Here is a 14154-nt window from a genome sequence, read left to right on the forward strand (position 1 = left end):
GTCAACTGCATGGCCGCCCGGATGGTTCTGGCCTGCCGCTCACCCGGTTACGGTTCCGGTTCTCCGGCACGGTCCGGCTTCCGACCCTCCCATGCCTGTGGGCGGGGAGCGCGCGTCACCTGACCCGCCACTCAAAGGAGTGAACATCAAGGAGTCAACATGGGCGCGGAGTTGGCGGCAAGTTCCTCTGGCCTGTGCTGCCCCTGTGCCCGGCGGGCCGGTTGGACGTGGGCGGCGGGCTTTGACATTATCCGCCGCGACGTCTTCACGGAGTGTCTCATTCCGTCCCAAAACCGGCGGCTGACCAGCGACTACGCGCTGTTTCGGCAACTGTTGCCAGCCTTTTGGGAAGCTTGTGGAGGGCTCGTGCAGACTGGCCGGATGCGCACTGAACTCGTCACGGAGCCCGGCGATCCGGCCCGCCCCAATGAGGACTTCGCGGCAATCGGGCTCCCCGCCTCCGGACAGGGCGGTTCACTCGTCCTCCTGGACGGGGTCACCCCTCCCAGGACCGGCACGGGCTGTCTGCATTCCGTCCCCTGGTACACGGCCCGGCTCGGCGGCGCGCTGACCGAACTGTCGGTTTCAAGACGGGATATGACCCTCACCGAGGTCCTGGCGGCGGCCATCTCTCGTACCGCCGAGGCCCACGCACAAACCTGTGACCTTTCTCACCCGCGCACACCCCAGGCAACCGTGGTTCTCGCCCGCTGGTCGGAGGCCGTCGTGGAGCACCTGGTGCTGTCCGACTCGGCCCTGCTGACCGCGTCCCCGGACGGCACGGTCACCGCGCACCTGGACGACCGGCTGTCCCGGGTCCCCCGCGCATCCCTGGCCACGGACGCGATCGCCGACGCGACGGTACGGAACAAGGAGGGCGGCTTCTTCACGGCGGCGGCCGACCCGTCGGTGGCGTCCCGCGCGGTGACGGGCTCACTGCCACGCACCGAGGTACACGCCCTGGCCGCCCTGACGGACGGCGCGACCCGCTGGGTGGAGAAGTTCGCCGAGGGCGACTGGACGGCATGCTTCACCGCGGTACGCAAGGAGGGCGCGGGCGCACTGGTGCAGCGCGTACGGGAGCTGGAGCGAGCGGACGCAGACGCGGGCCGCCCACGCCTGGGCCACAGCAAGACGCATGACGACGCGACGGTGGTGTACGTCGAACTGTGACGCCGGGTCGCCGGGTCGCCGGGTCGACGGACCGCCTGGACGCCGGGGCGCCCGGGTCGGCATGACGCCCGGGAACGCCGGGGCACCCGGGTCGGCGGGACGCCCGAGAACGCCGGGGCACCCGGGTCGGCGGGACGCCCGGGAACGCCAGGGCGGCGGGCGGGGGGCGCCCAGGGCGCCGGGCGGCGGGTCGGCGGGTCGGCGGGTCGGCGGGTCGGCGGGTCGGCGGGTCGGCGGGTCGGCGGGTCGGCGGAACGCTGGGTCGGCGGAACGCTGGTGTCTGCGGGTCGGCGGGTCGGCGGGTCGGCGGAACGCTGGGTCGGCGGAACGCTGGTGTCTGCGGGTCGGCGGGTCGGCGGAACGCCCGGGGTCGGCGGAACGCCCGGGGTCGGCGGAACAGCGGAACGCCCGGGGCGGCGGGTCCGCGGGGCCGCGGAACGCCTGGGACGCCGGGTCTGCGGGTCGGCAGGATGCCTGGATGCCGGGTCGCCCGGGCCGGCGGGACGCCCGGGTCGGTGGAACAGCCGGAGTCGGCGGAACAGCCGGGGTCGGTGGAACGGCCGGGGCGGCGGGTCCGCAGGTCCGCGGAACGCCTGGGACGCCGGGTCTGCGGGTCGGCAGGATGCCTGGATGCCGGGTCGCCCGGGCCGGCGGGACGCCCGGGTCGGCGGAACAGCCGGAGTCGGCGGAACGACGGAACGCCCGGGGCGCCGGAACGCCCGGGGCGCCCGGGTCGACGGAACGGCGGGACGCCGAGGCGCCCGGGTCGCCCGGGCTACGGGACCCCCGGGTCGCCGGGACGCCGGGGACGCCGGGACCCTGGGGGCGCCCGGGTCGCCGGGGCGGCGGGAACGCTGGAACGCCGGGGCACCCGGGGCACCCGGCGCACCCGGCGCACCCGGCGCACCCGGCGCGCCCGGGGTGGCTACTTCTCCATGCCCGTGTTCAGTTGATGCAGCAGGCGGGCGAGTTCGGCCACCTCCACGCGGTCCCAGGCGATCAGCTCGCGCATGTACCGCTCCCGTCTCGCCTCTCGGACCGCGCGGAAACGGACGCGGCCCTCGTCCGTGAGGTGGACCAGCCAGGCGCGGCCGTCGGCCGGGTCCGGCTCGCGGGCGATGAGGCCCAGCTGCTCGAGGGCGCGCAGCTGCCGGGACATGGTGGCCTTGCCGACGCCGATGTAGGCCGCGAGCTCGGTGGCCCGCTGGCGCCCGCACTCCTCGAGCCGCACCAGCAGCCCGTACGCCGAGGACTCCAGGTCGGGATGGACCGCGCGGGCCATCTCCCCGGAGTTGGCCCGGGCGCGCCGCAGGAACACGGTCAACTCGCGCTCCAGGGCGAGGAATTCCCGCTCGACCGCGCGCCCTGGCGTCGCGGCCTCGGCAGGCAGCTCGCCGAGGCTCCCCTCGCCGTTCCCGTCCTCGTGCACGTCAGCACCCCTGATCCGGTTTTCGCCGCTCGGAAAGACTCCGTCGAACACGGCCGTTGCCGCAGCTCGGGGCAGTATTTCGCAGGCGCGGGGCGACGTCGTCACCCAGGTCCCTGACCAAGGCCCTTCGGCCCCGGATCGGCGTACGGGAAGACCCGGACCCCCTGTGTGGGGACCCGGGCCCTCGCCGACCGGCAGCGTCCGTCACGCCGCTGCCGGAACCTTCACCTCCGCCGGGTTCTCCGCCGGGGTGAGCGCCAGTTCCAGGACCTGGCGGACGTCCGTGACGGCGTGCACGTCGAGCTTCTCCAGGACCTCGGCCGGGACGTCGTCCAGGTCGGCCTCGTTGCGCTTCGGGATGATCACGGTGGTGACCCCGGACCGGTGCGCGGCGAGCAGCTTCTGCTTCACCCCGCCGATGGGCAGCACCCGCCCGGTCAGCGAGACCTCGCCGGTCATGGCGACGTCCGTCCGGACGAGCCGTCCGCTGAGCAGCGAGGCGAGAGCGGTCGTCATGGTGACGCCCGCACTCGGACCGTCCTTGGGCACCGCACCCGCCGGGAAGTGGATGTGCACGCCCCGGTCCTTCAGGTCGCCCACGGGCAGTTCCAGTTCGGCCCCGTGCGAGCGCAGGAAGGAGAGCGCGATCTGCGCGGACTCCTTCATGACGTCACCGAGCTGCCCGGTGAGGGTCAGTCCGGCCGCGCCGGTCTCCGGGTCGGCGAGCGACGCCTCGACGTAGAGGACGTCACCGCCGGCCCCGGTGACCGCGAGCCCGGTCGCCACACCGGGTACGGCCGTACGCCGCTCGGCGGGGTCCGTGGCGGACTCGGGCACGTGGTGGGGACGTCCGATGAGGGCGCGCAGATCAGCGTCGGTGACGGTGAACGGCAGCTTCCGCTCCCCGAGTTCGTGCTGTGCGGTGACCTTGCGCAGCAGCCGCGCGATGGACCGCTCCAGGTTGCGGACGCCGGCCTCCCGCGTGTACTCGCCGGCGAGCTTGCGCAGCGCGCTCTCGTCGAGGGTGACCTCGGCCTCTTCCAGACCGGCCCGCTCCAGCTGCCGGGGCAGCAGGTGGTCCCGGGCGATGACGACCTTCTCGTCCTCCGTGTACCCGTCCAGCCGGACGAGCTCCATACGGTCGAGGAGAGCCTCGGGGATGGACTCGAGCACGTTGGCGGTGGCGAGGAACACCACGTCGCTGAGGTCGAGTTCGACCTCGAGGTAGTGGTCGCGGAAGGTGTGGTTCTGCGCCGGGTCGAGGACCTCGAGCAGCGCTGCGGCCGGGTCGCCCCGGAAGTCGGAGCCGACCTTGTCGATCTCGTCGAGGAGGACAACGGGGTTCATGGACCCGGCCTCCTTGATGGCCCGCACAATGCGCCCGGGCAGCGCACCGACATACGTACGCCGGTGCCCGCGGATCTCAGCCTCGTCCCTGACCCCGCCGAGCGCGACCCGGACGAACTTACGGCCCATGGCGTGCGCGACGGACTCACCGAGACTGGTCTTGCCGACGCCGGGCGGCCCGACGAGGGCGAGCACGGCGCCACCGCGGCGCCCGCCGACGACCCCGAGCCCGCGCTCGGCGCGCCGCTTGCGCACGGCGAGGTACTCGGTGATGCGCTCCTTCACGTCCTGCAGCCCCGCGTGCTCGGCGTCGAGCACGGCCTGGGCGCCCTGGATGTCGTACTCGTCCTCGGTCCGCTCGTTCCACGGCAGTTCGAGGACGGTGTCGAGCCAGGTCCGGATCCAGCCGCCCTCGGGCGACTGGTCGGAGGACCGCTCCAGCTTGTCGACCTCCTTGAGGGCGGCCTCGCGCACCTTCTCCGGCAGGTCGGCGGCCTCGACGCGGGCCCGGTAGTCGTCGGACTCCTCGCCGTCCTTCTCACCGTTGAGGTCGCGCAGTTCCTTGCGGACGGCCTCCAGCTGCTTGCGCAGCAGGAACTCACGCTGCTGCTTGTCGACGCCCTCCTGGACGTCCTTCGCGATGGTCTCGGCGACGTCCTGCTCGGCGAGGTGGTCGCGCAGCTGCTGGGTGGCGAGCTTCAGCCGGGCCACCGGGTCGGTGGTCTCCAGGAGCTCGATCTTCTGGTCGGTGCTGAGGAAGGGCGAGTAACCGGAGTTGTCGGCAAGGGTGGAGACGTCGTCGATGGCCTGTACGCGGTCGACAACCTGCCAGGCGCCGCGCTTGCGCAGCCAGGCGATGGCAAGTGCCTTGTATTCCTTGGCCAGTTCGGTGACCTGACCGGGCACGGGGTCCGGGACGGTCTCGTCGATCCGCGTCCCCTCCACCCACAGCGCGGCGCCTGGTCCGGTGGTCCCGGCTCCGATGCGCACCCGCCCCCGGGCACGGATGAGGGCGCCCGGATCCCCGTCGGCCAGCCGGCCGACCTGCTCCACGGTGCCGAGGACACCGGTGCTCGTGTATGTCCCGTCGATGCGCGGCACCAGCAGAACCCTGGGCTTGCCGGGCTCGGTGCGCGCGGCGGCCTGGGCGGCCTCCACCGCGGCACGCACATCGGCGTCGTTCAGGTCCAGCGGAACCACCATGCCGGGCAGCACGACCTCGTCGTCGAGCGGCAGCACGGGCAGTGTGAGCGGTGTGGACGTCGAAGCCATGATCTCCCCTTCGGCACTCAAGTTGAGTTATGCCGACTCAATGCTTGGGCGGGGTCGATTGTTCCCAGAGGCGTGTTCGCCGTGAGCGATCATCTCTGCCGCGGCGGCCGAGTGAGCCCGTACAGTCACTTACGTAACACTCATTACTACACATCAACCATTACAAATGGAGTTCGGGTGGACGGAACCGTGCGGGCCTGGGTCGACGGCTGGGTCGTCTCGCGCGGGGCGTCGCCGCCCCTGGTCGAACCCTGGGGATACACGATCGACGTGGGCATGGCCGAGCACGTCACCCGGCACGTCCTCGACGCGGTGAACGAGGGCGTCGAGGAACGGACCGTGCGGAAGGTGGCCGACGCGGTGACCGGGCCCGGCGTGTGGCTCAAGGTGTTCGACGACCCGGCGACGGTGGGCGGCTGGCTCGGCCCGGGCTGGTGGATCGATCCCGAGCCGGGCTGTCTGATGTCGGTCCCGCTGACGGCCGTGGAGGCGCCGCCCGTCCCGGACGGTTACCGGGTGCGGATGTGGACGCGCGGCGGGGTGACCCGCGCCATGCTGGCGGCACCCGACGGTTCCTGGGCGGCGCGCGGCCAGCTGGCCCCGACGGGCGTAACGGCGGTGTTCGACCAGATTGCGACCTCCCCCGCACACCGCCGCCGAGGCCTCGGCTCGTTCGTGATGCGCACACTCACCCGGGAAGCCGTAGCGCAGGGCGCGGAGAGAGGAGTACTGGCGGGGACACCGGACGGCCGAGCGCTGTACGAGGCGCTGGGCTGGCGGGTGGAGGCCCAACTGACGAGCGCGAAGTTCACGGGGCCGTAGCCGTATTCAGCCGACGCCGACGCACTCAAGACCCCACCGGGCCCACTCACCCTCACGCCGACCACTCCCCCACGCGCCAGCGGCGCCCGACTCCGCCCGGCGGTGCCGGGACGCCTACTGCACCGCCGGGCACAGCGGGCCTCGCGCCGACCGCTCCCCCCGCTCCGGCCGCGCGACGGCCGCGCGAGCGGCCGACTCCGCACGACGGTGCCGGCGCGCTCACGGCACCGCCGGGCACAGCCGGCCGGCGGCTCCCGCAGAAGAGACGGCCAACGGCTCCGGGCCGGCTATCCCGGCCGCCGCTGTGCTCGTACAGCGGCTTTCCGGGATGCGCGCGAGCGGGCCGCTCGCCGTACCCACGGCCACAGGGCGATCCCGATGGCCAGTGCCATCACATGCCCCCAGTTGGTCATCGGGTCGGTGTACGCGACCAGGTCCTGGATCAGCGTCCCGCCGAACAGGACCAGCAGCGGCCACCCCAGCCAGGGCCGCAGCAGCCCGGCCAGTGCCCCCACGCTCGCCGCGACCCCGAAGCTGATCCCGTAGTCGAGCCGGTGCGCCGAGCTCACCGGCAGCCACCCCAACAGCACCCCGAGCCCCACGGGCACCTCGGTCGCGAGGGTGGCCAGCACATGCCCGAGCGCGAACACCCCGGCGGTCCGCGCGCCGCCGATCCGCCGCTCCAGCGCGGTCAGGACGAGGAGCAGGACGACGGCGTACGGCGAGGTCACGCCGCCCGCGATCCACAGGGCGCTGGCGACCAGCACGAACACGGGCGTCCGTACGAGATGGACCACGTCCGTGCTGGAGCCCTGGTAGAGGGCGTGCAGAAGGGCGGGGGCAGCGTGTTCGGCGACGGAGGCGGTGACCAGGAGGAGGGCCGCGAAGGTGAAGGTGAACGGGGTTCCGGTGGGCGTTGGGAGTAGGCGCCAGGGGTGCGGGAGCCGCCGCCTCGCGGGGGCGGCGGCCACCTCGGCCACCGGCCGCGCGCGGCACCCGGTTTCCGCCGGACCCCGCTGCCTCGGCACCCCGTCCAGCAGCCGCACGCCCTCCACGCCCGCGGGCGTCGGCGCACCCGGGGTCACGTCAGGCACCGCGTCGGCCCGTTCCAAGGTGAGGCGCTCCTTCCGTTTCGCCCCAGCCTTCGCCCTCACCCCTGCCGCTGTCTGTGACCCGCGCCACGCCCCGCCCGATTCACAGGCAGATTCAGAAGATTCACAGGAAGCCGATAAGTCATCAAAGCCCGCGCCCCGGCCCCGCCGCACTGCCAAAATGCCGGTATGACCCGCACGACCGACCCCCACGAAACCCCCGAAGTCCTGGACCGCCGCGAGGGCCCGTACGGCGAGGTCGTGCTGCGCCGGCACGGGGAGTTGCTCCAGATCATCGCCAACGGGTGCTTCCTGATGGACACTTCGGACGGCCGGTCTGAGCGTCTGCTCATCGACGCCGCCCGCGACGCCCTCGGCGACGGCGGCGGCGGCGACCGCGCCACCTCAAACCCGCACGTCCTCATCGGCGGCCTCGGCGTCGGCTTCTCACTCGCGCACGCCGCCGCCGACCCCTACTGGGGACGCATCACCGTCGTCGAGCGCGAACCCGCGATCATCGGATGGCATCGGAACGGCCCGCTCGCCCCGCTCTCCCGCGACGCCCTCGCCGACCCCCGTACCGAGGTCGTCGCAGCCGACCTGGTGAGGTACGTCAATGAGACCTCCGACACATTTGACGCACTGTGTCTCGACATCGACAACGGGCCCGGCTGGACCGTCACGGAGGGCAACGAAAGCCTGTATTCGCAGGCCGGACTGGCAAGCTGCGCAAGGGTGTTGAGGCCGGACGGGGTGCTCGCGGTGTGGTCCGCGCAACCCTCTCTGGAATTTGAGCAAACTCTACGGAATGCCGGGTTCCGGGCAGTACGCACCGAAGAGATCCCGGTTGCCCGGGGCGTCCCGGACGTCGTCCACCTCGCCGTCGGGCCTGGATAGCCCGAATGCGGCGACTGCCCGTACTCTGCTTCCCGACGCCGATCACTCATCCGATCAGTCGTGCGTCAATCGCAGTCATGCGCGGACAAGCGCAGCCAAGGAATCACCCCACTGGTTCCGGAAAGCACACTTCAGGGGCGGGCGATGGAGCAGACACACACCTCCCAGAACAGCGCGACGGCGACTCCGGGCGCCCAGCGCCGGGTCCTCGTGGTCGAGGACGACCCGACGATCGTCGACGCCATCGCGGCCCGTCTGCGCGCCGAGGGATTCCTCGTGCAGACCGCGGGCGACGGGCCGGCCGCCGTCGACACCGCCGAGGCCTGGCAGCCCGATCTGCTGATCCTCGACATCATGCTGCCCGGCTTCGACGGGCTGGAAGTATGCAGGCGCGTACAGGCCCAGCGGGCCGTGCCGGTCCTGATGCTCACCGCGCGCGACGACGAGACCGACATGCTGGTCGGGCTCGGGGTCGGCGCCGACGACTACATGACGAAACCCTTCTCCATGCGTGAGCTGGCCGCGCGGGTGCACGTACTGCTGCGCCGCGTCGAGCGGGCCGCCATCGCCGCGTCGACGCCGCGCTCCGGCATCCTGCGGCTGGGCGAGCTGGAGATCGACCACGCGCAGCGGCGGGTGCGGGTGCGCTCCGAGGACGTACACCTCACGCCCACCGAGTTCGACCTGCTCGTCTGTCTCGCCAACACGCCCCGCGCGGTCCTCTCCCGTGAGCAGCTGCTCGCCGAGGTGTGGGACTGGGCGGACGCCTCGGGCACCCGGACCGTCGACAGCCACATCAAGGCGCTGCGCCGGAAGATCGGCGCCGAGCGGATCCGTACGGTGCACGGGGTCGGCTACGCACTGGAGACACCGACGCCATGAGCCGAGGGCGGCCGGCCGCACGGAGAAGCCCCGGGGAAGAGCCCTGGGGCGGCGTACGTCCGTTCTCGATCAAGACCAAGCTGGGTGCTCTGGTCGTCGTCTCGGTACTGATCACCACCGGTCTGTCCATGATCGCGGTGCACACCAAGACGGAGCTCCGCTTCATCACGGTCTTCTCGATGATCGCCACACTGTTGATAACGCAGTTCGTGGCCCATTCACTCACCGCGCCGCTGGACGACATGAACGCGGTGGCCCGCTCCATCTCGCACGGCGACTACACACGCCGGGTGCGCGAGAACCGCTGGGACGAACTGGGCGACCTGGCCCAGACGATCAACGTCATGGCGGACGAGCTGGAGGCCCAGGACCGTCAGCGCAAGGAGCTGGTGGCGAACGTCTCGCACGAGCTGCGCACCCCGATCGCGGGTCTGCGCGCCGTACTGGAGAACGTCGTGGACGGGGTCTCGGCCGCCGACCCGGAGACCATGCGTACGGCGCTCAAGCAGACCGAGCGGCTCGGGCGGCTGGTGGAGACCCTGCTCGACCTCTCCCGGCTGGACAACGGGGTCGTACCGCTGCGAAAGCGCCGGTTCGAGGTCTGGCCGTACCTCTCGGGCGTCCTCAAGGAGGCCAACATGCTCGCCGCCACGCGCGCGGGCATCGCCTCGGGCTCCGGCGGCCGTACCCGTAACGACGTCCATCTGCACCTGGACGTCAATCCGCCCGAGCTGATCGCGCACGCCGACCCGGAGCGCCTGCACCAGGTCGTCGCCAACCTGATCGACAACGCGGTCAAGCACAGCCCCGCGCACGGCCGGGTCACCGTCAAGGCGCGGCGCGGGACGCCCCCCGAGTCGCTGGAGCTGGAGATCCTGGACGAGGGTCCGGGCATTCCGCGCTCGGAGTGGCACCGCGTCTTCGAGCGGTTCAACCGCGGCGGCGTCAGCTCGCCGCACGGGCCGGGCAGCGACGGCGGTACGGGGCTTGGTCTGGCGATCGCCCGCTGGGCGGTCGATCTGCACGGCGGCCGGATCGGTGTGGCCGAATCCGAGCGAGGTTGCCGGATTTTGGTCACCCTTCCGGGAGAGTCATCCGTCCCAAGTTGACGTAAAGTTCGAAGCGGAGCCACAAGATCCATCTACGTCCGCGCTGGCGGACGCGCGTGGACACGTGTGATTGATCACAGGCCCGCGCATTTCGTGCGCCCGGGCGACAATCAGGGCTTCCCTCAGGTGTCCCTTTCGGACCGGAACCCCGCTTGTTTCCCGCCATTTCATCCCCCGAAACACGATTGTTGATGTGACTTACGCGACGATGAACGGACCCGGACTGACCTTTCGGCCACGGGGGCGTAGCCTTGATTCCCGCTGTCCATCACCTTGTGAAGCCACCTTGTGAAGCGGAAGAGGGCGGTTGCCGCCGTGTCGCCACAGTCCCCCAGTAACTCATCGAGCATCTCGACCGACGAGTCCGCAGGTAACCCTGCGGCAGCGTTCGGACCCAACGAGTGGCTCGTCGACGAGATCTATCAGCAGTACCTCCAGGACCCGAACTCCGTAGACCGTGCCTGGTGGGACTTCTTCGCCGACTACAAGCCCGGAGCGGCCGCCGCTCCCACGGCTACGGCGGGTACTGCGGCCGCGGGGGCCGCAGAGACCACCTCGACCCCGGCCGCAGCGGCCCCGGTCGCCCCCGCGGCTCCCGTGACCCCGACCGTGCCCGCGCCGGCCCCCGCGGTGGCTCCCAAGCCCGCCGCCGCAGCTCCGGCGCCCGCGCCGGCCGCGAAGCCCGCCGCCGCGACGCCCGCACCGGCCGCCGCCAAGCCCAAGGCCGCCCCCGCGGCCGAGGCGCAGGCCGTGGACGGTCCGGAGTTCGTGACGCTGCGCGGCCCGTCCGCGGCCGTGGCGAAGAACATGAACGCCTCGATCGAGGTGCCCACGGCCACGTCCGTGCGCGCGGTCCCGGTGAAGCTGCTCTTCGACAACCGCATCGTCATCAACAACCATCTGAAGCGCGCCCGGGGCGGGAAGATCTCCTTCACCCACCTCATCGGCTACGCGATGGTGCAGGCCATCAAGGCCATGCCGTCGATGAACTACTCCTTCCAGGAGAAGGACGGCAAGCCGACCCTCGTCAAGCCGGCGCACGTCAACTTCGGCCTCGCCATCGACCTGGTGAAGCCCAACGGCGACCGCCAGCTCGTCGTGGCCGGCATCAAGAAGGCCGAGACGCTGAACTTCTTCGAGTTCTGGCAGGCCTACGAGGACATCGTCCGCCGCGCCCGCGACGGCAAGCTGACGATGGACGACTTCACCGGCGTCACGGTCTCCCTGACCAACCCCGGCGGCCTCGGCACCGTCCACTCGGTCCCGCGTCTGATGCCCGGTCAGTCGGTCATCATGGGCGTCGGATCCATGGACTACCCGGCGGAGTTCCAGGGCACGTCGCAGGACACCCTGAACAAGCTCGGTATCTCCAAGGTCATGACGCTCACGTCGACCTACGACCACCGGGTCATCCAGGGCGCCGCCTCCGGCGAGTTCCTGCGGATCGTCGCCAACTTCCTCCTCGGCGAGGGCGGTTTCTACGACGACATCTTCGAGGCGCTGCGCATCCCCTACGAGCCGGTCCGCTGGCTCAAGGACATCGACGCCTCGCACGACGACGACGTCACGAAGGCCGCCCGCGTCTTCGAGCTGATCCACTCCTACCGGGTCCGCGGCCATGTCATGGCCGACACCGACCCGCTGGAGTACCGCCAGCGCAAGCACCCCGACCTGGACATCACCGAGCACGGGCTCACCCTCTGGGACCTGGAGCGCGAGTTCGCGGTCGGCGGCTTCTCCGGCAAGTCCCTGATGAAGCTGCGCGACATCCTCGGCGTGCTGCGCGACTCGTACTGCCGCACCACCGGCGTCGAGTTCATGCACATCCAGGACCCGAAGCAGCGCAAGTGGATCCAGGACCGCATCGAGCGCCCGCACTCCAAGCCGGAGCGCGAGGAGCAGCTGCGCATCCTGCGCCGGCTGAACGCGGCGGAGGCCTTCGAGACCTTCCTGCAGACGAAGTACGTCGGCCAGAAGCGCTTCTCCCTCGAGGGCGGCGAGTCGGTCATCCCGCTGCTCGACGCGGTCATCGACAGCGCGGCCGAGTCGCGCCTGGACGAGGTCGTCATCGGCATGGCCCACCGCGGCCGCCTCAACGTCCTCGCCAACATCGTCGGCAAGTCGTACGCCCAGATCTTCCGGGAGTTCGAGGGCAACCTCGACCCGAAGTCGATGCACGGCTCCGGCGACGTGAAGTACCACCTGGGCGCCCAGGGCGTGTTCACGGGCCTGGACGGCGAGCAGATCAACGTCTCGCTGGCCGCCAACCCGTCCCACCTGGAGACGGTCGACCCGGTCATCGAGGGCATCGCCCGCGCCAAGCAGGACATCATCAACAAGGGCGGCACGGACTTCACGGTCCTGCCGGTCGCCCTGCACGGTGACGCGGCCTTCGCGGGCCAGGGCGTGGTGGCCGAGACCCTCAACATGTCCCAGCTGCGCGGCTACCGCACCGGCGGCACGGTCCACATCGTCATCAACAACCAGGTCGGCTTCACCGCCGCCCCGGAGTCGTCGCGCTCGTCGATGTACGCGACGGACGTGGCGAGGATGATCGAGGCTCCGATCTTCCATGTGAACGGTGACGACCCCGAGGCCGTCGTCCGCGTCGCGCGTCTGGCCTTCGAGTTCCGTCAGGCGTTCAACAAGGACGTCGTGATCGACCTCATCTGCTACCGCCGTCGCGGCCACAACGAGTCCGACAACCCGGCGTTCACGCAGCCCCTGATGTACGACCTGATCGACAAGAAGCGCTCGGTGCGCAAGCTCTACACCGAGTCCCTCATCGGTCGCGGCGACATCACCCTGGAAGAGGCCGAGCAGGCGCTCCAGGACTTCCAGGGCCAGCTGGAGAAGGTCTTCACGGAGGTCCGCGAGGCCGTCTCCGCCCCGGCGGAGGCCCTGAGCGGCGACCCCAGGGCCGAGTTCCCGGTGCCCGTGCAGACCGCGGTTTCCCAGGAGGTCGTCAAGCGCATCGCCGAGTCCCAGGTCAACATCCCCGACCACGTCACCGTCCACCCGCGTCTGCTCCCGCAGCTGCAGCGCCGGGCGACGATGATCGAGGACGACACGATCGACTGGGGCATGGGCGAGACGCTCGCGATCGGCTCCCTGCTCCTGGAGGGCACCCCGGTGCGCCTCTCGGGCCAGGACTCCCGGCGCGGCACCTTCGGCCAGCGGCACGCGGTCCTCATCGACCGGGTCACCGGCGAGGACTTCACCCCGCTGCAGTACCTGTCGGACGAGCAGGCCCGCCTCAACGTCTACGACTCGCTGCTCTCCGAGTACGCCGTCATGGGCTTCGAGTACGGCTACTCGCTGGCCCGCCCCGACGCGCTCGTCATGTGGGAGGCGCAGTTCGGTGACTTCGTCAACGGCGCGCAGACGGTCGTCGACGAGTACATCTCGGCGGCGGAGCAGAAGTGGGGCCAGACGTCCGGCGTCACGCTCCTACTCCCCCACGGCTACGAGGGCCAGGGCCCGGACCACTCGTCCGCGCGCATCGAGCGGTTCCTCCAGCTGTGCGCCCAGAACAACATGACGGTCGCTCAGCCGACGCTCCCGTCGAACTACTTCCACCTCCTGCGGTGGCAGGTGCACAACCCGCACCACAAGCCGCTGGTGGTCTTCACCCCGAAGTCGATGCTGCGCCTCAAGGCCGCCGCGTCGAAGACGGAGGAGTTCACCACGGGCGCCTTCCGCCCGGTCATCGGCGACGAGTCCGCCGCCCCGGCCGACGTCCGCAAGGTCGTCTTCTGCGCCGGCAAGCTGTACTACGACCTCGAGGCCGAGCGGACGAAGCGCGGTATCACGGACACGGCGATCATCCGTATCGAGCGCCTGTACCCGCTCCCGGGTGCGGAACTCCAGGCGGAGATCGCCAAGTACCCGAACGCGGAGAAGTACCTGTGGGCGCAGGAGGAGCCGGCGAACCAGGGCGCGTGGCCCTTCATCGCCCTCAACCTGATCGACCACCTGGACCTGGCGGTCGGCGCGGACATCCCGCACGGCGAGCGGCTGCGGCGCATCTCGCGCCCGGCGGGCTCGTCCCCGGCGGTGGGTTCGGCCAAGCGCCACCAGGCGGAGCAGGAGCAGCTGGTGCGTGAGGTGTTCGAGGCGTAGCCCCTCGGAC

At 71.0% G+C, this 14154-nt stretch carries 9 protein-coding genes; 6 read left to right on the forward strand and 3 right to left on the reverse strand.

Annotated elements, in window-relative coordinates; genetic code table 11:
• Positions 1-381 precede the first annotated feature (381 nt).
• On the forward strand, positions 382-1173 hold the full coding sequence (locus tag ABZ855_RS20120) for a hypothetical protein (protein ID WP_360808574.1): 792 nt from the start codon (positions 382-384) through the stop codon (positions 1171-1173).
• A gap of 925 nt (positions 1174-2098) precedes the next feature.
• Here the strand turns inward: ABZ855_RS20120 and ABZ855_RS20125 are convergent.
• Both ABZ855_RS20125 and lon read right to left on the reverse strand, forming a co-directional pair.
• The gene (locus tag ABZ855_RS20125) at positions 2099-2602 is read right to left on the reverse strand and encodes a MarR family transcriptional regulator (protein WP_360808576.1); all 504 of its coding nucleotides are present in this window, start codon (positions 2600-2602) and stop codon (positions 2099-2101) included.
• 204 nt (positions 2603-2806) lie between these two features.
• Complete coding sequence (gene lon, locus ABZ855_RS20130) at positions 2807-5221, reverse strand: endopeptidase La (protein ID WP_360808578.1); 2415 nt, start codon at positions 5219-5221, stop codon at positions 2807-2809.
• Positions 5222-5398: 177 nt separating this feature from the next.
• On the opposite strand from lon, the gene ABZ855_RS20135 reads away from it, so the two are divergent.
• On the forward strand, positions 5399-6043 hold the full coding sequence (locus ABZ855_RS20135) for a GNAT family N-acetyltransferase (protein ID WP_360808580.1): 645 nt from the start codon (positions 5399-5401) through the stop codon (positions 6041-6043).
• Between the two features lie 287 nt (positions 6044-6330).
• Here ABZ855_RS20135 and ABZ855_RS20140 read toward each other — a convergent pair whose 3' ends face one another.
• A complete protein-coding gene (locus ABZ855_RS20140) occupies positions 6331-7155 on the reverse strand; it encodes a rhomboid-like protein (protein ID WP_360808582.1) in 825 nt (274 codons plus the stop codon).
• A 168-nt stretch (positions 7156-7323) separates the two neighbouring features.
• Here ABZ855_RS20140 and ABZ855_RS20145 point away from each other — a divergent pair, with 168 nt between their 5' ends.
• The 4 genes from ABZ855_RS20145 to ABZ855_RS20160 all read left to right on the forward strand — a co-directional run bounded on the left by ABZ855_RS20145 (position 7324) and on the right by ABZ855_RS20160 (position 14144).
• Positions 7324-8031: a spermidine synthase gene (locus ABZ855_RS20145; protein ID WP_360808584.1), complete on the forward strand. Its 708-nt coding sequence runs from the start codon at positions 7324-7326 to the stop codon at positions 8029-8031.
• A 144-nt stretch (positions 8032-8175) separates the two neighbouring features.
• Positions 8176-8913 carry a response regulator transcription factor gene (locus tag ABZ855_RS20150; protein ID WP_055528598.1) on the forward strand — a complete coding sequence of 246 codons (738 nt, stop codon included), beginning with the start codon at positions 8176-8178 and terminating at the stop codon, positions 8911-8913.
• The gene (locus tag ABZ855_RS20155; RefSeq protein WP_360808586.1) at positions 8910-10022 is read left to right on the forward strand and encodes a HAMP domain-containing sensor histidine kinase; all 1113 of its coding nucleotides are present in this window, start codon (positions 8910-8912) and stop codon (positions 10020-10022) included. Before ABZ855_RS20150 ends, ABZ855_RS20155 begins: the two co-directional genes overlap by 4 nt.
• 315 nt (positions 10023-10337) lie before the next feature.
• Positions 10338-14144 (forward strand): multifunctional oxoglutarate decarboxylase/oxoglutarate dehydrogenase thiamine pyrophosphate-binding subunit/dihydrolipoyllysine-residue succinyltransferase subunit, encoded by a 3807-nt coding sequence (locus ABZ855_RS20160; protein WP_360808588.1) that lies wholly within the window; start codon positions 10338-10340, stop codon positions 14142-14144.
• Positions 14145-14154 lie beyond the last annotated feature (10 nt).

Source organism: Streptomyces sp. NPDC047042 (assembly GCF_040644035.1).
Lineage (GTDB): Bacteria > Actinomycetota > Actinomycetes > Streptomycetales > Streptomycetaceae > Streptomyces.

What these genes read in the sequence shown, in the direction of transcription:
- ABZ855_RS20120 (WP_360808574.1), top strand. Translation starts at nt 382, where the DNA reads ATGCGCACTGAACTCGTCACGGAGCCCGGCGATCCGGCCCGCCCCAAT.
- lon (WP_360808578.1), bottom strand. Translation starts at nt 5,221, where the DNA reads ATGGCTTCGACGTCCACACCGCTCACACTGCCCGTGCTGCCGCTCGAC.
- ABZ855_RS20145 (WP_360808584.1), top strand. Translation starts at nt 7,324, where the DNA reads ATGACCCGCACGACCGACCCCCACGAAACCCCCGAAGTCCTGGACCGC.
- ABZ855_RS20150 (WP_055528598.1), top strand. Translation starts at nt 8,176, where the DNA reads ATGGAGCAGACACACACCTCCCAGAACAGCGCGACGGCGACTCCGGGC.
- ABZ855_RS20155 (WP_360808586.1), top strand. Translation starts at nt 8,910, where the DNA reads ATGAGCCGAGGGCGGCCGGCCGCACGGAGAAGCCCCGGGGAAGAGCCC.